General features: G+C 53.7%; 19 protein-coding genes and 1 riboswitch. Of the genes, 12 read left to right on the top strand and 7 right to left on the bottom strand.

What is annotated here, in order from left to right; all coding sequences use genetic code 11:
* Positions 1 to 47 precede the first annotated feature (47 nt).
* The 4 genes from EDM60_RS26310 to rnjA form a co-directional block, all read right to left on the bottom strand.
* On the bottom strand, positions 48 to 749 hold the full coding sequence (locus tag EDM60_RS26310; protein ID WP_122966603.1) for an SDR family oxidoreductase: 702 nt from the start codon (positions 747 to 749) through the stop codon (positions 48 to 50).
* Positions 750 to 862: 113 nt separating this feature from the next.
* On the bottom strand, positions 863 to 1,735 hold the full coding sequence (locus EDM60_RS26315) for an aldo/keto reductase (protein ID WP_122966604.1): 873 nt from the start codon (positions 1,733 to 1,735) through the stop codon (positions 863 to 865).
* Positions 1,736 to 1,806: 71 nt separating this feature from the next.
* A complete protein-coding gene (locus EDM60_RS26320) occupies positions 1,807 to 2,235 on the bottom strand; it encodes a BrxA/BrxB family bacilliredoxin (RefSeq protein ID WP_122966605.1) in 429 nt (142 codons plus the stop codon).
* 88 nt (positions 2,236 to 2,323) lie between these two features.
* Positions 2,324 to 3,997, bottom strand: coding sequence for a ribonuclease J1 (gene rnjA / locus EDM60_RS26325; RefSeq protein ID WP_167470390.1), 1,674 nt, complete (start codon positions 3,995 to 3,997; stop codon positions 2,324 to 2,326).
* 286 nt (positions 3,998 to 4,283) lie between these two features.
* On the opposite strand from rnjA, the gene EDM60_RS26330 reads away from it, so the two are divergent.
* Positions 4,284 to 4,622, top strand: a complete 339-nt coding sequence (locus EDM60_RS26330) for a YqzG/YhdC family protein (RefSeq protein ID WP_122966607.1) — start codon at positions 4,284 to 4,286, stop codon at positions 4,620 to 4,622.
* A gap of 2 nt (positions 4,623 to 4,624) precedes the next feature.
* Here EDM60_RS26330 and EDM60_RS26335 read toward each other — a convergent pair whose 3' ends face one another.
* A complete protein-coding gene (locus tag EDM60_RS26335) occupies positions 4,625 to 5,248 on the bottom strand; it encodes an SCO family protein (RefSeq protein WP_063229424.1) in 624 nt (207 codons plus the stop codon).
* A gap of 81 nt (positions 5,249 to 5,329) precedes the next feature.
* Positions 5,330 to 5,641: a rhodanese-like domain-containing protein gene (locus EDM60_RS26340; protein WP_063229423.1), complete on the bottom strand. Its 312-nt coding sequence runs from the start codon at positions 5,639 to 5,641 to the stop codon at positions 5,330 to 5,332.
* Positions 5,642 to 6,203: 562 nt separating this feature from the next.
* Positions 6,204 to 6,312: riboswitch (SAM riboswitch) on the top strand.
* 90 nt (positions 6,313 to 6,402) lie between these two features.
* On the opposite strand from EDM60_RS26340, the gene EDM60_RS26350 reads away from it, so the two are divergent.
* From EDM60_RS26350 to EDM60_RS28980, 11 genes are all read left to right on the top strand, one after another.
* The gene (locus EDM60_RS26350; protein WP_122966609.1) at positions 6,403 to 7,704 is read left to right on the top strand and encodes a homocysteine synthase; all 1,302 of its coding nucleotides are present in this window, start codon (positions 6,403 to 6,405) and stop codon (positions 7,702 to 7,704) included.
* Between the two features lie 234 nt (positions 7,705 to 7,938).
* Positions 7,939 to 8,985 (top strand): ArsR/SmtB family transcription factor, encoded by a 1,047-nt coding sequence (locus EDM60_RS26355; RefSeq protein WP_122966610.1) that lies wholly within the window; start codon positions 7,939 to 7,941, stop codon positions 8,983 to 8,985.
* On the top strand, positions 8,985 to 10,193 hold the full coding sequence (locus tag EDM60_RS26360) for an MFS transporter (protein ID WP_122966611.1): 1,209 nt from the start codon (positions 8,985 to 8,987) through the stop codon (positions 10,191 to 10,193). The genes EDM60_RS26355 and EDM60_RS26360 overlap by 1 nt, the downstream gene beginning before the upstream one ends.
* A 56-nt stretch (positions 10,194 to 10,249) precedes the next feature.
* The gene (locus tag EDM60_RS26365; RefSeq protein ID WP_122966612.1) at positions 10,250 to 11,188 is read left to right on the top strand and encodes an AAA family ATPase; all 939 of its coding nucleotides are present in this window, start codon (positions 10,250 to 10,252) and stop codon (positions 11,186 to 11,188) included.
* A gap of 5 nt (positions 11,189 to 11,193) precedes the next feature.
* A complete protein-coding gene (locus tag EDM60_RS26370; RefSeq protein ID WP_122966613.1) occupies positions 11,194 to 12,384 on the top strand; it encodes a DUF58 domain-containing protein in 1,191 nt (396 codons plus the stop codon).
* Positions 12,381 to 13,748 carry a DUF4129 domain-containing protein gene (locus tag EDM60_RS26375; protein WP_122966614.1) on the top strand — a complete coding sequence of 456 codons (1,368 nt, stop codon included), beginning with the start codon at positions 12,381 to 12,383 and terminating at the stop codon, positions 13,746 to 13,748. The genes EDM60_RS26370 and EDM60_RS26375 overlap by 4 nt, the downstream gene beginning before the upstream one ends.
* A gap of 154 nt (positions 13,749 to 13,902) precedes the next feature.
* On the top strand, positions 13,903 to 14,991 hold the full coding sequence (locus EDM60_RS26380; protein WP_122966615.1) for an ArsR/SmtB family transcription factor: 1,089 nt from the start codon (positions 13,903 to 13,905) through the stop codon (positions 14,989 to 14,991).
* 1 nt (position 14,992) lies between these two features.
* Positions 14,993 to 15,802, top strand: a complete 810-nt coding sequence (locus EDM60_RS26385) for an ABC transporter permease (RefSeq protein WP_122966616.1) — start codon at positions 14,993 to 14,995, stop codon at positions 15,800 to 15,802.
* Between the two features lie 16 nt (positions 15,803 to 15,818).
* Positions 15,819 to 16,805, top strand: coding sequence for an ABC transporter ATP-binding protein (locus tag EDM60_RS26390; protein WP_122966617.1), 987 nt, complete (start codon positions 15,819 to 15,821; stop codon positions 16,803 to 16,805).
* Positions 16,802 to 17,617 (top strand): ABC transporter permease, encoded by an 816-nt coding sequence (locus EDM60_RS26395; protein WP_122966618.1) that lies wholly within the window; start codon positions 16,802 to 16,804, stop codon positions 17,615 to 17,617. Before EDM60_RS26390 ends, EDM60_RS26395 begins: the two co-directional genes overlap by 4 nt.
* Before the next feature lie 228 nt (positions 17,618 to 17,845).
* Positions 17,846 to 17,965, top strand: coding sequence for a putative holin-like toxin (locus tag EDM60_RS28980; RefSeq protein WP_208715247.1), 120 nt, complete (start codon positions 17,846 to 17,848; stop codon positions 17,963 to 17,965).
* Between the two features lie 222 nt (positions 17,966 to 18,187).
* On the opposite strand, the gene EDM60_RS26405 is transcribed toward EDM60_RS28980, so the two are convergent.
* Positions 18,188 to 18,880 (bottom strand): M24 family metallopeptidase, encoded by a 693-nt coding sequence (locus tag EDM60_RS26405; protein WP_122966620.1) that lies wholly within the window; start codon positions 18,878 to 18,880, stop codon positions 18,188 to 18,190.

Raw genomic sequence — 18,880 nt, forward strand, 5'->3', positions numbered from 1 at the left:
TTTGCTATCCAGACCGTTCTCGATTGTCGCTTTCTTCGTAAACCCGGCTACCTCACTGGCGGGCATGTCAACGATTTGCCGTTGTCCTTCGCAGAAAGGCTCATGATGTACGGCACAGCTACACGGCTCCACTCTTGTGCGGATGGGGCTGCCGCCATGTCTTGCGGCGAACACGCTTGCAGCATGGACATACCGACGCTTCCTCCCGGGTCAAGCGCGACTGCCGCCATCCCCTTCGGCAATTCTTGCGCCAGCGATTGGGTCAGCCCTTCGACTGCGAATTTGGATGCGCAATACGGTGCTACATACGCTTCCCCGACTCGCCCCCAGTACGAGCTGATGTTTACAATCACTCTGCCCTCCGGATCGGGTACCATTTTCGGCAAAAAAGCGCGACAGACGTAAAACACGCCGTTTACATTGACATTCATGACTGTCGTAAATTCCTCTGGCGACAGCTCCATCAGCAGGCTATTGCGATTGATCAGGGAGGCGTTGTTGAGGAGAAGATCCGGTACGCCAAGCTTGCTGCACACTTCCTCTGCCCAGCTTTCCACCCGCTTCCCGTCGGAAACGTCGATCATCGAAAAATGATGCCTTTTTCCAAACTCGCGATTCAAGTTCCACACTTCTGCCATCGAGCGGCCGCATCCCGCGACGACCCAGCCCGCTTCATGAAACCGCTCCACCATCGCCCTGCCCAATCCCCGGGTCGCCCCTGTAATGACCACCAGCTTGCTTGCAGACACAACAATCACCGCCTTTTATAAACTTATTATATATAATAGTATAGTAAAAGACGAAAAGGAATCCCCTTCCAGCAAATCAAATCCAGAAGAGGTTCCTTCTCTTTACGGCTCAATCAAAATGGCAATTCGGGCAGCTGATACCATTCGCCAGACATCCATTCGCGGGCTTTCCAGCGCAGGACATCCGGCCGCACGAGTGGCATGATTTGTTGGAAAAGCTCCACGCGTTCGATATCGGTCATCGGCACAAAAGCGTCTGCCGCGGCCAAATCCGCCTCCAGCTCGTCCATTTTGCTCACGCCCAAGATCGCTGTTGCGACAGGCAAACTCCATGTATAGCGCAGCGCCTGCTCCGTCCACGGAGCCAGCTTGCCCAGCCCCATCACCTTCATCCCGATGACGGCCACGCCTTTTTCGACTGCTTGCGGCACGAAATCATGGGCAAAGCTGTAGATGAAGTGATCCAGAGCAGACAAAGCCACGAGCGCACTGTCAAAAGGAAAACGGCGAATCGCTTCTGCCAGCAAGCGCGGGTCGGTATGTCCGCTAATGCTGATTTTGCGGATCAGTCCCTGCTCTTTGGCTTCCAGCAGAGCTTCCAGAGCGCCGCCTTTGGCAAAAATCGCTTCCAGATCGTGCGGCTGCATGATGTTGTGCATGCGCCACTCGTCGACGTAGTCCGTCTGGAGCCGCTTCAAGCTGCCCTCCAAATCTTTCAAAGCCAAATCGCGGGTGCGTCCTCCCGTCTTGGTCGCGATCCACACGCGGTCGCGCAAGCCTTTTAACCCCAAGCCCACCCGGGTCTCCGACTGCCCGTCGCTGTAGCTCGGAGCTGTATCGAAGTAGTTGACGCCCGCTTCTACTGCGCGGCGAATAATCGCGATTGCCTGCTCTTCGCTGCAATCGTGCTCGTCCACGATCCGCTGCGCACCGAATCCGAGCAAGGAAACTTGATGGGGATCTCGTCCAAATGATCGGGTCTGCATGCTGGTGGTTGCTCCTTTCGGATGTAAAACAAGACGCCCGATTCCGAGCGCCTTGTCATGGTCATTGTTGTTTATTTGTATGTCTCGTAAGCTGTGGTCAGCAGGTTGGAGATGGTTTGCAGATCGTTGTTCTCGATCTGATGGCGCTCGATCATCGTCATGATTTTGCCGTCCTTCATGATCGCAAAAGACGGAGACGACGGCGCATAGCCTTCAAAATACTCGCGGGCTTTTGCCGTAGCTTCTTTATCCTGACCTGCGAATACAGTATAGATGTTGTCTGGCTTGGTGGAATGGCCCAAGGAATGAACCACTGCCGGACGAGCGAGTCCTGCTGCGCAGCCGCATACGGAGTTAACGACTACGAGAGTCAAACCTTTTGCATTCGGCAATGTTTGTTCAACTTCCTCTGCCGTGCGCAGCTCTTGAAATCCGTTGCGGGTCAATTCATCGCGCATCGGTTGAATCACTTGGCTCATATACGCTTCATAAGACATCATGGGGCAACCTCTCCTTTGTATCACGTTTCCATTTACGTATTATTATAACCTGATCGAGCCCTCGCGAGAACGCAGAAGTGCTTTCGTTCTACACTTCCATCAAAATGGTGAGGATCATCGGATTGCGTCCGGTCTTTTCATAAATAAACGGCTTGATTACTTCATTGATCTGGGATTTCAGCTCAGACCATTCCTTGATCTTCTTGTCGAGCGCTTCCTGGAGGCGCTGGCGAACCAGAAGCGTCGCTTCCTGAATGAGCGACTCAGAACCGCGCACATAGACAAAACCGCGGCTGACGATGTCTGGTCCCGTGAGAATCTTGAAGTTTTTCATATCGAGGCTGACGACGACGACCATCAGGCCATCTTCCGCCAAATGCTTGCGGTCGCGCAGAACGATGTTGCCTACGTCTCCGATGCCGCTGCCGTCGATCAGCACGATTCCGGCGTGCACCTTGCTGAGCCATGCCTTTTCACGGTTGCAGTTCAGCACTTCCCCGTTGTCCATGAGGAAAATGTTGCTCTCGTCAATTCCTACTTGCTGCGCCAGCTTGGAGTGCGTCTTCAGCATCCGGTATTCACCGTGAATCGGAATGAAGTATTTCGGACGAATGAAGTTGAGCATGAGTTTCAGTTCTTCGCTGCTTCCGTGTCCAGACGCGTGAATGTCAAACACGTGACTGAGCACGACGTTTGCGCCTGCCCGGTACAGCTTGTCTATCGTCCGGCTGACATTGATCGTGTTGCCCGGAATCGGCGAAGCAGAGATGATCACCGTGTCTTCCGGATAGATCGACACAGTGCGGTGCGATCCGGAAGCAATCCGGGTCAGCGCCGCCATCGGCTCGCCTTGACTTCCCGTGCAAATAATCAGCACCTGATTGTCTGCGTAGTTGTCAATGTGCTTGATATCAATCAGCATACCCTCAGGCATCTGGATGTAGCCCAGTTCTTGTCCAATCAGGAACACTTTTTCCATGCTGCGGCCGATGACCGCGACTTTGCGGTTGCACTGTTCAGCGGCATCTACCACTTGTTGCAGACGATGCACGTTGGACGCGAATGTAGCCAGGATGATGCGACCGCGCGCTTTGCGCACCACATCGAGAATCCCCTCGCCAACTGTGCGCTCTGACATGGTGAAGCCGTAGCGCTCACTGTTTGTACTATCGGAAAGCAAAGCCAAAACGTCGCCACTCGCGCCGAGTTTGGCAATTTTGCCGTACTCTGTGGTCTGTCCGACTGGAGTCATATCAAATTTGAAGTCGCCTGTATGGATAACCATGCCTTCAGGCGTGTGGAGCACAACCCCGAGCGAATCCGGGATGCTGTGATTCGTACGGAAGAAAGTCGCTTTCAGTCGATTGAACGGAATTTCCGTATCTTCCGAGATCGGAATCATCTTCACGTCATTTTGCATGCGATGCTCTTCCAGCTTCGCCTTGACCAAGCCCAGGGTCAGACGACCACCGTAGATCGGCACGTTAATTTGTTTGAAAATATAAGGAATCGCTCCGATGTGATCCTCATGTCCGTGCGTTAACAAAAGTGCTTTAATCTTGTGCTGGTTGTCCACCAAATAGGAAATATCGGGGATGACCAGGTCGATACCGAACATTTCATTTTCGGGGAACTTCACCCCGCAGTCAATGATGATAATTTCATCCTCATACTCGACGCAATACATATTTTTTCCGATCTCGCCGAGGCCGCCCATTGCGAAAATCTTAACGTCGCTCAAACTCTTTCCTCCTAACTTCATCGTGCATGATTTTGGGAACCCGAACCAAGCATGCCATTCTTATTGTAACACAACGCGAGGCGTTCGTTTCATCCTGTCTTGTTAATTCCACACATTCATCTTCGGTCAATATTAGAAAACTGATACGCGGTATCTCCAACTCGAGCAAAAGCTGGGCATCAAGCGACTGCTCCGGCCGCAAGCCCCCTTTTGCACGTGTAAGGATTTTCTACGAATGACCGCTTTAAAAAGACTTCAGACTACATGGCAAGCCCGTTTTCCAACACGAAAAAGGAGAGCCTCCGCCATGCATTCTTCCATGAACATGTTCCTCACGCGCAGCTTTCTCGCTACACTGGCCGCAAGTTTGCTGCTGTTCTTTTTCCAGTATGCCCCAGCAAATGCCCAGCCGCCATATGCCAAATGGGGCAGATTGGCGATGCAGGAAACGATGCAAAAATATCCGCACGCGCAAATCGTAGACTATTTGCATGTCGGGCGCATAGCAAAAACGCCCACCACGTCAGAGGAGACGTTCAAGCTCTTGCTCCAGCAGGGCAATCGCAGGTGGGCGCTTCTTGTGCATATTGAATTTGAAAACCAAACGGAACGAGTCGTGAACATCACGTACGAAGAAACCGTCTGAGTCTAGTCAGCGAGCTGTTCCATTTCTTTCATCATTTGCTCCATGTCCATGTCCGCCGCCATGCCGTAAGCACGGCGCATGTTGCCGTCACCGTCGACGAGGAACATGCGTGCGGTGTGGGCAAAAGAACCGTCAGGCTGCTTCAGTACCGCGATCCCGAAGTCTTTCGTTACTTTTTCCACCGCCTGGGCATCTCCGCGCAAAAACTTCCAGCCGCTTTGATCAGCCTTGAACTTCGCTGCATACTGCTGCAAAACCTCAGCCGTATCAAAGTCGGGGTCGAAGGTGATCGAGACAAACTCAACCTTGTCGCCGAACAGCTTTTTCTCCTTCAACTGATCCTGAAGCTTGGACATGTTGTACGTCGTTGCCGGGCAAATATCAGGGCAATTGGTAAACATGAACTCGACAAGGCGCACCTTGCCTTTGCCTTGCGAGAACGTATAGGAAGTTCCGTCACTGTTGTCCAACGAAAAGTCCGCGATCGGTTTCATCACCGGAATCGGATCTTTTGCCAAGTATTTGTAGCCGAACACACCTACAATCGCAAGGATAATCAAGCCTGCCAGCACCGTAAACCAATGGCGCTGCAACGCTGACCCTTGTTGCTGTGCTCCTTCACTCACGATTTCCTGCCTCCCCTGCACATCTCATGCGCCATCCCGCTTTGCTTGCAGCGGCGAGCAGCGCACATTTTCTCTGTCTTTCTAGACTTCTTTTTCCCCAGGCCATGCCAGCATTCCGCCAACCATATTGGCAGCGTCAAAGCCAAGCTCACACAAATATTCAGTTGCCCGGTGGCTGCGTGCGCCGCTTCGGCACACCATGATGACCGGAATGTCTTTGTCCAGCTCGTCGGTGCGATGCGGCAAAAAGCCGAGCGGAATCAGCTTGGCCTCTTTGATATGGCCTTCGTTCCACTCCTCCACCTCGCGTACATCAATCACCTGAAGCTGTTCTTTTGCCGCGAGCTTTTCCAGCAGCTCTTGTGGTGTAATTTCCTTCACGCCATGGCTCATCGCGTTTTTTCCTCCTATATGTACAATCGTTTAGTCGTTTTCTGCCATTTCCATCATATCATAGGCCCCAGGCGTTTTCTAACGGCGGGAGCTGCGAAAGCGCCGAGATATAGGGGCAATTTTGTGACAGCAAGGCTCGGTTGCTTGCAAGTTCAGAGAATTTACAAAAATGACCATAAAATTATAAAATTACAAGTAAAAAACCATGTCTGCCAGTTCATGAAAAAGAACGCTGATAATTGATGAAGCTTAGCGTGAGGGGGAGTTATTTCTATGATGTATGTCCTTGGAATTTTGGCTGTTTGCACTCTGGCTGCGGTCCTCTTGTATGCCAAAAAAGGAAAACAATCTCGTAAGGCAACTCATTTGGTTTCAGATGAAGGAAACCCTCATACAAACCATGTAAACAGAGCTTACCAGACAGGCTCTCTGGATCTTATGGGCAACAGCATGAACGGGTAAATCTTTAAAATCCACAAAATCCACCCCGATAACTTAATCATTTGATGTTGACAGCGAAGTATGGTTTTTCATACAATTATGACAACAACTGAAAGCTACATTTTCATCAAGAGCGGTGGAGGGACAGGCCCTATGAAACCCGGCAACCAGCAAGCGAGTCTTGCGCGGTGCTAATTCCTGCAGAATCCATAGATTCTGAGAGATGAACGCACACCCGTGCATAGCCGGAGCCTTCTTCTACTCAGGAGAACGCTCCGTTTTTTTATTTCCTTACCCCCATATAAAAAGGAGAGATGATCATGTCTGACCAACAACAATGGAAACCGGAAACGCTCGCCGTACACGGCGGACAGGAGGTAGACCCGGTAACAGGCTCGCGCGCGGTTCCGATCTACCAAACGACTTCCTACGTCTTCCGTGACACGGAGCATGCTGCCAACCTGTTTGCTTTGAAAGAGTTCGGCAACATCTACACGCGCATCATGAATCCGACCCAAGACGCATTTGAAAAGCGCGTCTCTCTGCTCGAAGGCGGCATAGGTGCGCTGGCAACCTCTTCCGGTCAGGCAGCCATCACCTTCTCGATTTTGAATATTGCGCAAGCGGGCGACGAGATTGTCGCATCTAGCAGTTTGTATGGCGGGACGTACAACCTTTTTGCCCATACGCTGCCACGCCTGGGCATCAAAGTACACTTTGTGGATCAGTCCAATCCGGACAACTTCCGCGCGTTCATCAACGATAATACCAAGGCGCTCTTTTGCGAGACGATCGGCAACCCTCGCATCGACGTGGCCGACTTGCAGGCAATTGCGGACATCGCGCACGAAAACGGCGTGCCGCTGATTGTCGACAATACATTCGCTTCGCCAATCCTGACCCGTCCGTTCGAGCACGGAGCCGATATTGTCGTTCACTCCACGACCAAATTCATCGGCGGACACGGCACGGCGATTGGCGGCATTATCGTAGATTCCGGCAAATTCGACTGGAACAACGGCAAATTCCCTGGTCTGACGACGCCAGACCCAAGCTATCACGGAGTCGTTTATACAGAAGCAGTCGGCCCGCTCGCCTACATCATCAAAGCGCGCGTGCAACTGCAACGCGACATCGGCGCTGCCGTAGCTCCTATCAACTCTTTCCTGTTCCTGCAAGGTCTGGAGACACTCCACCTGCGCATGGAGCGCCACAGCCAAAACGCACTCGCGGTAGCGAAATTCCTCGCCGAGCATCCGGCAGTGGAATGGGTCAGCTACCCAGGTCTTGAAGGCGACGCCAACTACGCACTCGCGCAAAAATATTTGCCAAAAGGCGCTGGCGCCATCCTCACCTTCGGCATCCGCGGCGGCGTGCAAGCAGGCAAAACATTGATCGAATCCGTGAAACTCTTCTCTCATTTGGCAAACGTAGGCGACTCCAAGTCGCTCGTTATCCATCCGGCGAGCACGACGCACCAGCAAATGAACGAAGCGGAACAATTAACGGCAGGAGTAACTCCCGGATTGATCCGTCTGTCTGTCGGAACAGAGGCGATCGAAGACATCATCGGCGATTTGAAGCAAGCTTTGGAAGCAGCTGTTGCCGTGAGCAAGGTATAGGTTTTCCTACAACACCATACCTTTTCATTCAAGCGAAAACGAAAAAACCACTCTCGTCAGGGAAGTGGTTTTTTCGTTTTTTTGTGTCTTTCACTGGATAGTCTCAACTAAATCAGCAGAGAAAAAAGAACAAATGCGAAAATCATTGAACTATTCATTCGAAATAACTTGAATTAACAGTTCGAATATTTTAGAATTTGATCTATGAAAAAAATGGGAAAAGGGTGATCCGCTTTGAAAATATGGAACATCGGCAGTGCACGCACCACCTACCAGCTCGACTTCGCTTGCTCACCGCTTTTTGAAGCCGCACTCGGAATCGCCGTCGCCACTTACGATCAGATTCACCACACGCTGGAGCATCCGCCTGAGCACTGGAGCAGCATGCTGAGCGCGCTTCCGCAATCCGTCGAGCTTGAAGTTGATTACGCCAAAAGGCACAACACTTGGAAGACGTTGCTGCAACTGCTCCACCACCAGCCTTTTGCCGATCTCGAATCGTTTTTGCATGTTGTCAGCGAGCTGTCGGCAGAAGAGTTGCGCTACCACGCCCTGCCTTTTTTGGGCCAGGAACGACAGCAAGCACGCGAAAATGCCGCGCAGGGCAGCGCAGCAGACGCCGAGCTTTTGCAAGCAGCATGCCGGGACCACCTCTTTTTTGCAGCGTATATTGCCCATATCACCTCTGTCGATACAAATGAACTGCGCCAGCATCTGCTCACCTTGATGGAAGGCTGGTATCAGACACACATCAAGCCGCAAGAAGCCAGCATCCGGCGTATGTTGGAAAAGGATTCGTCGCAAAAGCGCGCGATGCAGGACAAGCTCGATCCTGAAGCACTGGTGGAGTGGGCAACCGGAGCAAGCTATCCCCCTGAGCCAACCGTCACTCGTGTGCTACTAATCCCCCAAGCGATTTATCGCCCCTGGACGGTGCAGGCCGATGACGCGGGCACGAAAATTTTTTACTACCCGGTCGCCGATGAAAACATGAGCGAGCACATCGACCCGTACCAGCCGCCGCAGGCTCTGGTGCAAAGCTTCAAGGCGCTCGGAGACGAGCAGCGGCTCCGCATGGTCAAAATGCTGGCGGAAAAAGAGCTGAGCTTGCAGGAATTGACCGACGTCCTGCAAATGGCAAAATCGACGGTTCATCACCATTTGTCCATGCTTCGTTCCGCGCGTCTGGTAGAAGCGTCCGGCTCCCGGTTTCGCCTGCGCAGCCAGTCCGTATCCCAGCTTTCCCTCCTGCTCGATCAGTTTCTGGAAAGGGGATTTTGATGATTCCGCTCTGGAAAAACCGTTCCTACACCTGTATTTTGCTCGGTCAGCTGATCTCCGAGTTTGGCGCATCGCTTTCGACGCTGGCAAACAGCTGGTTGCTCTACCAAATCACCGGCTCCCAGACTGCTGTCGGACAAATGTGGCTGCTTTACTTTTTGCCTTCGCTGCTGGTGCAGCTTGTGGCTGGCCCTTATCTTGACCGCTTTGACAAAAAGCGCGTCATGCTCTTTTCCCAGTGGATGCGCTGTGCGGCTTTCGGCTGTGCTTTTTTGGCGATTTCCTATGCGCCTGACGCTCTTTGGCCGCTCTATCTGACATCGCTGATCAACGGTCTTGTTCAACCGCTGTACGTGCCAGCGAGCCAATCGCTGCTCCCGACTCTTGTCAAACAAGAATCGCTGCTGCAAGCCAACTCTTATCTGGACAGTGCCATGCGCATCGCGATGATTGCAGGCCCGCCGCTGGGCGGGATTCTCGTCGCGAGCATCGGCGGCACACATGTGCTGGGCCTGGTCGCCATCGGGTATGCCGTCAGCGGAGTTTTTCTGCTTTTGTGCGAAAAGACTTCGGTCCCTCCTGCCAAAACAGCAGAATCATGGCTTTTCATGTTCAAGGCAGGGCTGTCCGTCTTTCGGGAAAAACCGTTTCTCTTCTATTTGAGCCTGTACTCCGCACTTGTGCAGTTCGCGGTCGGTGTGACTCTGGTGCTCAATCTGCCGTTTGTGGCGGGCGAGCTGCACGGAACGGCTCTGCATGCGGGATTGTTTTTGGCAGGCTATCCGTTAGGCTACCTCATCGGAACTTTTCTGGTGCCCAAGCTGTTTAATCATCTGGAGCCCTCTTTAGTCATGCTCGTCTCCTTGGTGGCAGGCGGGTTGAGCTTTGTCGCTTTAGGCTTCACTCCGTTCATCGAGCTGGCAATCGCCATCGAGCTGTTGGCGGGTGTTACTGCCCCCTTTTTTCAACTGCACAGCACGCGACTCTATCAACTGCACGTCCCAGCCGGGATGATGGGACGCGTATTCTCAGTGCGTCTGCTGATCGTTCGCACTACAATGCCTATAGGGATCTGGCTGGGAGGAACGCTCAGCGACAGCGTCGGCATTCGCCCGCTCTATTTCGCGATCGGTGCGCTGATCGTGGCCGTTTCCATCGGCGGGATTGCTTTGCAAAAATTTGTAAAATATAGGATATTCCATGTATAATGAAATGCGTGGAAATGACATCACCCCATACCCTATCTACATAAAGGAGAAATCTCATGACTCATCCTGCTCTGGATAGCCTGCTTGCCACCGTAAACCGAGTAATCGTGGGAAAAGAAGATCAGGTCCGCCTGCTGGTAACAGCTCTTTTGGCGCGTGGACATGTGTTGCTGGAGGACTTGCCTGGCATGGGCAAAACTGTACTCGCCAAAACTTTGGCCCAAGCGATCGGCGGAACGTACAACCGCCTTCAGTTTACTGCCGATCTGCTCCCGTCCGATGTAGTAGGTTTGCATGTTTTCAATCAGCGCACGAGCGAGTTTGAACTGCGCAAAGGGCCTGTTTTCGCTGACGTGCTGCTCGCTGATGAAATCAATCGCGCGACCCCGCGGACCCAATCCGGCTTGCTGGAATGCATGGAAGAACGCCAGGTAACGATTGAAGGCGTTACATTGGCACTGCCTTCGACCATGCTGGTAATCGCCACCCAGAACCCGATTGAATCAGAAGGCACTTATCCATTGCCAGAGGCTCAGCTGGACCGCTTCCTGTTCCGGTTGTCGCTTGGCTACGGCACACGCGAAGACGCCAAGGAGATTTTGCGCAGATTTCGCAGCAGCTCTCCTCTGGAGACGATTCAGCCCGTAATAACGGTGGAAAAGATTGCTGCCCTGCAAAAAGAAGTCGCCGCTGTCCACGTCAGCCAGGCGGTAGAAGACTATGTCATCGATTTGACCGAAGCTACCCGCAGCCATCGCTCTGTCGACGTCGGCATCAGCCCGCGCGCCATGCTTGCCCTGCTGCGCTCGGCACAGGCTTACGCTTTTGTATCCGGGCGCACTTACGTTTTGCCGGACGATGTCAAAGCCGTGTTCCCGAGCCTCGCTGCCCATCGAATCCGTCTGTCGATGGAAGCCGAGCTGCATGTGACGGAGCAGGAAGTGGTTATGCAAATCATGTCCAGCGTGCCGGCACCTGTTGAGGAAAGCGTGTAAGCCTGATGGATACGAAGCAAACCTTTCATGTGATCGGCTTTCTCCTCCTGCTTTTCGGACTTTTTTCGGGCAGCTGGTTTCTCTGGCTGCTTGGCGGATTTTTCTTTTTCATGCCTGCTGCCCAAGAGTGGTGGGCAAAATCGATAGTCAAATGGGTCAAGCTGGAGTGGACGAGCGACCAGACCCGCGTCATGCCTGGCACACCCGTGAACATCACCATTCGCCTGCACAACCGCTCCTGGCTTCCCCTGCCAGCTACGTGGCTGCGCTTTTCCTTGCCTGAGCATGTCACGGTGGACGGTGGAAACGAAGTCAAAACAAGCAATCAGCGCACCATCGTGCGACTGCGCTTTGATTTGCCCATCCGCCAGAGCGCAGCCAGAACGTTGACGCTGACCCCGCACAAGCGCGGTACGGTCTGGCTGACGGAAATTCAGTCAGAGACGATGCCGCTATTCGCAGACGAAGTAACTTTCTTGCCGATGCCGTTGTCTTTCTCCATGCTGGTTTACCCGTTGCCGCTGCCGCTTCCTCCGCTCGTCCTGGAAGAGACGCAGCCAGACGGCAGCAAGCTTTCGCGCCAGCGTCAGCAAGAGGATGTCACTTTTTTGCGCGGGACACGACCTTACATGCCAGGCGATCGGTTCAAGCATATTCATTGGAAAGCGACTGCGAAGACAGGCACGCTTGAAACAAGGCTTTTCGAACATACTGCCCATCCGAACTGGCGGATCATCGGCCACATTTTGCCGTCCTATGAACCGCTTGCGCAACGGCATAACGATGAAGCCAATGAACGCATCATTTCTTGCCTTGCCGCCTTGTCCATGCTTTGCCGCAAAAAGTCCATCGGCTTCGAGCTGTTCCTGACCGTCAAGCAGCGTGGACGCGAGCATTTTCACCTGCCTGCTGGCAGCGGAAAATCCCATCATTTGCACGTCATGACCCAACTGGCGCAATTGAACCATTACGTGACGACGCCTCTGCCCTCCCTGCTCCGGCGACTGGAAGAAAGCCCGGCAAAAGAAGCGGTGATTCTCGTAACCGCGCGTCCCGATGAACTGCCTGTCGCCACCATGGAACAGCTGCTTCGCCGCGGTCACAAAATCGCCGTGCTGGATGTCTCGCAGGAACAGGTTGTATTCGCACGGCAAGAACTGGCACAAGCCAGGAAAAGGAGTGTGATGGCGCGGTGACCTTTTCTCTTCTAAGCCGCTGGACGCTCATTTTCTGGCTGGAGGCGCTGCTGATCGGTGGGGCACTGATGCTGTTGGGCTGGATTACGGCAAGTTTTGGTCAGCTGCTCTTCTTTTGCCTGGCCGCCTCCCTGCTGTTGCTCGCCGGAAGCTGGCTGTACCATCACGGTGGTCGGCACTCTCTTCTCCATCTGCTGCTCTATCCAGTCGTACTGGGGGTTGGCGTACTCAGCTATTACTTGTACGGCTCCTGGCTGATTGCGCTCGCTTTGACAGGCATTTTTTATTGGCGCGTGCAAACGGCAGTAGCCAATGGCCTTGGGCATAGCAGTATGCAACGCCGTTTCGTGCTGGCATTTATGGTCTGCCTGATTCAACTCGTCGTGGCCGCCTTGTACGGAACGATGGTTCATCCGGAAACGTTTACGCCTGCCCCGTACTTCGGCATGCTGGCCCTGGTTACGGGCAGCTACGTGTTGATTTCTCTCGCCGTTTTCCTGCTGCGGGAAGAGTCTCTGCCTGTCCGTCTGCCCGGCTCTTTGGGCGCTAAACTGGCTGCGCAGGTTGTCGGGACGCGGCTGGTGTTGACGGTTGGCTATATAGCGGCTGCCTCTGTCGTGCTCGGCCTTGTGGGATTTGTCTGGTCGTGGGTAAAAGGGCCGCTTGGCGCAGGGCTTTACATGCTCATCGAACCAGTCCTGCTCAAGCTTGCGGATTGGATCGGCGGCTTGTCGCAAGTGCTGAACAAAGACCAGCGTGTCCATAACGCCCTGGATGGTCAAGGTCAAAGCGAAAATCTCCCACTGGACCCGGTTCAGCAAGGTGAACCACTGTTTTCCGTGTTGGAGCCGTATTTGATTGCGCTCGTCATTCTCGCATCGCTCATTCTTTTGGGCTGGTACATGTGGAAGCGCCGCCGTCGCGCCGAACCCACAGCGGCACCCGCAGACAATACGGATTACGCGACAAATTTGTCTGCGCTTCCGCCGACTGTTGACGGTGACGCGGCAGCATGGGATGTCTCCCAATGGTTTAAAAAGCCGATTGGCCCGGAAGACGATCCCACTCGTTACGCCTACTATCAGTTTTTGCAGGCAATGGCGAAGCGCGGGGCCACCGTCCAGCCATATGAGACAACGCAGGAATTTTTCAAGCGATTGCAGTATCATCCGGTTATGACGGCACCAGCGCTGGAGCTGGCCGCCAAAATCACCAGTTTCTACGAACAGTATCGCTATCAGGAGCATTCGCTGTCGCCTGAGGAGCTTGCGGACATGCAGCAAGCTGTCCAGGCGCTGGCTGCCCACGCGGAAAATGACAGCCAGAGCCAGAACCCGAATCAGAGTCAGGCGCAAAACCAGTGACCAAACCAAAGAGCAACCACCCGCCATCGGCGTTCGTGGTTGCTTCTTTTTTTCTCTTGACATCCTCCCCTCTCTCCTCCATAATTTCCTCACTTTTGCCCGCTTCCAAATTGGATTCACCAAACAGTTAATCAAACGAAAAGGAGGGGGAACCATGCAAGATTTGCCGCTCTGGCTGCGCAAACACCTGTCGATTGCCTACGTGCCCGGCTTTGAGTTTTTTCTCAGCTTGCACGTCCTGGCAAGACCCGATCACCACACGTCCCGGTTGGGCTGGGCACAGGAAACACTCCAGGCGCTTCCGGCATCGCTCGTCAAGCAACTGCATCAGTTCAGCAGCATGTCCAACCAGTTTCTTGACGCCATGGACTTTCTTGTACCGTGGGAAGAAGGCTATGAGCATTCCGTAGAGGCCAGTCTGGAGCGGGTGCAGGCGCTGGACGCGGCACAGTTTGTCCAATTGATGATGGGGCCTGTCTATCATCCCCGGCAAATGCAAAAGTGGCTGCAAGGCTACACGGATGACGCATTCGAACAGCTTAAACCGGAGCATCGGGACTTGCTGCGGCATCCATTGTCCGCCAAGCGCAGCTTTCTGGAATTTTGCTACGCCTATCTGCCGTTTTTTCGCGCAGAAGAAAGGCGCATTGAGCCGTGGCTGGTGCGCGCCGTTCATGAAGGCCAGGAGCAGATTGCCACAGATCCGGTCGGGTTTTTGTCGCAGGTGCATCCCCGGCTGAAAGTACATGAGAAATTTTTGCAATTTCACAAGGCACAAACGTATACATTCGCCTATTCCGAGCTGGCCCGCATCCATTTGCGCGTCTCCACGTTTGTCTCGCCGCATTTGCTGCTTGGCATATACGGGGAGCACATCTCGGTAGGTTATTGCGTCGATGTGCCGGGGAGCACTGCCACCTCAGCGATTCCGGCAGATTTTACGCTGAAAATGAAAGTGTTCAGCGATCCGACGCGGACGGCTATTCTCAAGTCGCTGCTCGCTCACCCTTATTGCACGCAGCAGCTCGCCGACCTGCACGGCGTCAGTGAACCAGCGATCAACAAGCATCTGAAGCTTTTGGTAGACGCTGGCTTCGTCTGGAGCGAGCGGCGCGGTAGGTACGTGTTTTACCGCGGGATTACCTCCCGCCTGGAGCAGTTGGCTGTCGATCTGCACGAGTTCATCGACATGCCGACACCTGCGCTACCCATCTCTCCCCCGCAAAACGAAAGGAGGAATTGACTTGTTTCGAGTCGCCAAAGCAACCTTTGTCCGCAACACGCTTGTCATGCTCCGGGCTTATCCGTGGTCGTTTGTCATCGGTCATATTTTGGCTGGCGTGTACACGGTGCTGTTCGCCTACTTTGCCTATCATTATGTATTTGCCGGGCAGCTGGACAGCCGCTTCCAGCACTTGGCTGGCACAGCCGATTATTTGTCCTATGCGATTTTGGGCGGCGCTTTTTACGCTTTTGCCGTCTCCACCTTGATGAACGTAAGCCGTTCGCTCATTACCGAGCTGCGGGAAGGCACGCTGGAAGCGGTGCTGCTCACCCCGTCTTTGCGCCGAGGGTACTTTTTGGGCAATGTCGCCCAGCAAGTCATGCGCACGGTGTTTGAATTTTCCATCATCGTGCTGATCGGAGCGCTGTTCGGGCTGAATCTCGTTCATACACACCTGTGGAGCGCGATTGCCGTCTGGATTTTGTCTACAGGTGCGTTTTTCTGCCAGGCTCTCGTGCTCGGCTCGCTGATGCTGCGTTTTCGTGATACATACATCACGCAAAACACGCTGTTTGTCATCATGGCGTTCGTCTCTGGCGTCACGTTTCCCACTCCGTACTTGCCGGAATGGCTGCAGCCGCTCGGGGCGATCATGCCGCTGTCGCCTGCGCTGGACGCTTTTCGCCAATGCGTGATTCAGGGCAAGCCGCTGGTCGCTGTTGCTCCCCAACTGCTCCATATGGCCGTTTTGTCGCTTGCGTACCTCGTCATCGGCATGTGGGGCATGCGGCGAATGGAGAAGCGCGTCGTCGAATCGATATTTGCATAAAAGGAGGTCTTTTCCCGTGCTGATTGTGGAAAATGTGCGAAAAGTATATCACGTGAAGGAAAAAGGAAGCTGGCTTCGCCAACAATGGAAGGAAGTAGAGGCCGTATCGGATGTGTCGTTTCGGATGGTGCCCGGAAAAATCATCGGGCTGTTGGGAATCAACGGAGCGGGGAAAACCACGACGATCAAAATGTGCTCGACCTTGCTCACTCCTACCAGCGGAACGATTACGGTAGACGGGTATGACGCGGTCAAGGAGGATCGGTTCGTAAAAGCCAAAGTCAACATGATCGCAGGCGGCGAGCGGATGCTGTACTGGCGCTTGACCGGGCGGGAAAACTTGCACTATTTCGGCAGCCTGTACGGACTGCACGGCGGAGCGTTGCGCAGCAGAATCGATTCGCTGCTCTTGCAGGTCGGGCTGCTCGATGCCGCTGATACCCCGGTAGAGCGCTATTCCAAAGGCATGAAGCAACGGCTGCAAATCGCCCGCGGCCTGATTAACGATCCGAGCTATTTGTTTCTGGATGAGCCGACACTGGGGCTGGACGCTCCGATCGCCAGGCAATTGCGCAAGCATGTAAAAGAACTGGCTGTCGCGCACGGAAAAGCGATCCTGTTGACCAGTCACTACATTCACGAAGTCGAGGAGCTGTGCGACGAGGTGTACATCATCGACAAAGGCAAGCTGGTCGCACATGACACCCCTGCGCAGCTGACCCAATCGCTCAACCTGGAGACAGCTTTGCACGTCGTCATCCCGGCGCTTTCCGCTTCCCTTGATCTCGATTTGCACAAGCTCGCCGTGCGCTGCGGCGGCTCACGGGAAATTGCCGAAACAGATGAACACACATGGGAAGTGACCTTGCGCGGGCAAACCGATATGACCACGCCGCTGCTCTCGCTGTTAGCCGCCCATCAGTCGCCCGTCCTGCGCCTACATACCCAGCAGCCGTCCCTGGAGGATGTCATCCTGCACATGGCAGACAGGAGGGGCGCATGAAGCAGCTTACTGCGCTGTTGTGGGCGGAAATCCAGAAGGAGCATCGGCATTCTTTTCACAGCAAAATGGTGTACTTCAGCCTGCTGATCTGGCCCGCCATCATGTTCGTGACCGCGTACTATTCGTTTGCGCCGTTTCGCACAGGAGCCGATTCGCCGCTTGCCCGCTTCCTCTCTGCCGAGCAGCTCCCGCTGTTTTTATTGACCGGGTATCTCGGGTACATTTTTTTCTGGTGCCTGGTGCAATCCGCCTGGCAAATGAGCTTCGAGCGGCAGGCCGGGACGATGGAAATGATTTTTATCAGCCCGGTCAATCGGCTGGCTTTCCTGTACGGGCGTTCCCTCTCCTCGCTTGTCGAGGGCGTCTGGCTGTTCTTTTGCTTCACCCTGCTGGCGCTGCTGTTCGTCGGCGGGATGCATCCAAGCGGCTGGTGGGCGATCCCGCTCGCGTTTTTCGTCCTGCTTGTCTCAGCCATCGTCTGGGGCGGTTTTTTAAGCGTCCTCTTCCTGTTTTCCCGCGACGCGAGCTTCTTGTATACCGTCCTGGACGAACCGATGCTGATCTTCTCCGGCGTACGCCTTCCGCCGCTGGCTTTTCCGCTCTGGGCCAAAGCGATTTCGTTTTGCTTTCCGCTCACCTACGCTCTCCAGCTTGTGCGCGGCTTGTTGATGGAAGGCGCGCCTCTGTCCGCTTTGGCGCCTGAATTGGCGCTGTTGGCCAGCGTCTTGCTGCTGCTCGTGCTGGTGACGGTCGTGTTGCTGAAAAAGGCGGAAAAGCACATGAAAGAGACGGGCAACATGGTGATGTACTGAGTTTTGCGCACAAAAAAAACCGCTTGATCCGAATGGGAGCAGGCGGTTTTCCGCTATGGCATGACCAAGCGGTACAACAAGCTTCGACCGCCGCGCCATTTTATTCAAATACGAATTAGACAATCATACCAGAAAAATAGTAAAATTTGGACAAGTACACAGATACGGCTCAATCTTGAGGGTGGTCGGCTCATCTCCCCACGTCACAAACGGAAGGGAGGTGGGATCGTGGCAATTACTCACGAAACGCTTTCGCTTATGCTCCAGTTTGGCGGCTTTGTTGTCGGACTGCTGAGCCTAGTCGTAGCAATCGTTGTTGCCTTGTCCAAACGAAATGACCGCCCTTAAGCTTTGACGTGGCTAAGGCGGTCATTTCGTCCGTTTTACAAGTCACTTGAGCCGATCCCCGTAAAGGGGCCGTCTTTGTACCACCGACATGGTGTTACCAGCACCGTGTCGGTTTCTTTTTTATCGTTCCCGGTTGCAGTTATCGATATAACGATAACTTTCTAGCTTCATAATAGCACCCTCTCCCATCCATTGACAACGGGAGAGGGTAAAAATGATGGATTAGTCCACCGTCAGCAGCTTTTCTACGAAGCCGCCGATTTCCAATTTGCGATCGACGAAGTGTACCTCCAGGATCCAGTCGCGCGGATGACCATTGTGATCAGGGTCTCTCATCGGTTTGTTGTTGTCCGGGTGAATGTAGTTGACGATGTCTTCCCCCTGAATTTTCTCGTGCGGAAATTCGCCGATGAGGTGTCCGGCGTGTGGCCCGCCAAACTCCCAGCCGTTCTCTTCAGCGACCTGGCACATGTAGTGAAACAACTCGCTGCTCGTAATATCCGGCTTGGATTCAAAGTAAGCCTTGCCCAAATCCCACGCTTTTTCGATATCGTCGCGCAGCTTGATTTTCATCGGGTCATTGCCGAGTACGTACGTCCGCCCCAGATCAGCTTCCCAGTCCTCAAAAATCGGTCCGAAATCGAGGAAAATAATATCCTCTGGAGTGACAATCAGGTCCGGCGGATTCTCCCTGTATGGATGGAGCGTGTTTTTTCCGGCGCGCACAATTCGCTTGTGCCAATACTTTTTGATCCCGAACATTTGAAAGGCAAGCTCGTAAATCTCTTGATTGATCTGTTTTTCCGACGCCCCGCTGCGAATGATTCCTGTTTCTTCGATTCGGGCAAACAATTGCTCTGCTTTTGTTTCTGCTTCACGCAAAGCCCGGTGTCTTTGCACCAATGCCTGATTCAT

Source organism: Brevibacillus parabrevis (assembly GCF_003710905.1).
Lineage (GTDB): Bacteria > Bacillota > Bacilli > Brevibacillales > Brevibacillaceae > Brevibacillus > Brevibacillus parabrevis.

Excerpts from the sequence above, each read along its gene's own strand:
- EDM60_RS26365 (WP_122966612.1), top strand. The coding sequence starts at position 10,250 with ATGACTCATCCTGCTCTGGATAGCCTGCTTGCCACCGTAAACCGAGTA.
- EDM60_RS26330 (WP_122966607.1), top strand. The coding sequence starts at position 4,284 with ATGCATTCTTCCATGAACATGTTCCTCACGCGCAGCTTTCTCGCTACA.
- EDM60_RS26380 (WP_122966615.1), top strand. The coding sequence starts at position 13,903 with ATGCAAGATTTGCCGCTCTGGCTGCGCAAACACCTGTCGATTGCCTAC.
- EDM60_RS26315 (WP_122966604.1), bottom strand. The coding sequence starts at position 1,735 with ATGCAGACCCGATCATTTGGACGAGATCCCCATCAAGTTTCCTTGCTC.
- EDM60_RS26340 (WP_063229423.1), bottom strand. The coding sequence starts at position 5,641 with ATGAGCCATGGCGTGAAGGAAATTACACCACAAGAGCTGCTGGAAAAG.
- rnjA (WP_167470390.1), bottom strand. The coding sequence starts at position 3,997 with ATGAAGTTAGGAGGAAAGAGTTTGAGCGACGTTAAGATTTTCGCAATG.
- EDM60_RS26395 (WP_122966618.1), top strand. The coding sequence starts at position 16,802 with ATGAAGCAGCTTACTGCGCTGTTGTGGGCGGAAATCCAGAAGGAGCAT.
- EDM60_RS26320 (WP_122966605.1), bottom strand. The coding sequence starts at position 2,235 with ATGATGTCTTATGAAGCGTATATGAGCCAAGTGATTCAACCGATGCGC.
- EDM60_RS26360 (WP_122966611.1), top strand. The coding sequence starts at position 8,985 with ATGATTCCGCTCTGGAAAAACCGTTCCTACACCTGTATTTTGCTCGGT.
- EDM60_RS26350 (WP_122966609.1), top strand. The coding sequence starts at position 6,403 with ATGTCTGACCAACAACAATGGAAACCGGAAACGCTCGCCGTACACGGC.
- EDM60_RS26405 (WP_122966620.1), bottom strand. The coding sequence starts at position 18,880 with ATGAATCAGGCATTGGTGCAAAGACACCGGGCTTTGCGTGAAGCAGAA.
- EDM60_RS26370 (WP_122966613.1), top strand. The coding sequence starts at position 11,194 with ATGGATACGAAGCAAACCTTTCATGTGATCGGCTTTCTCCTCCTGCTT.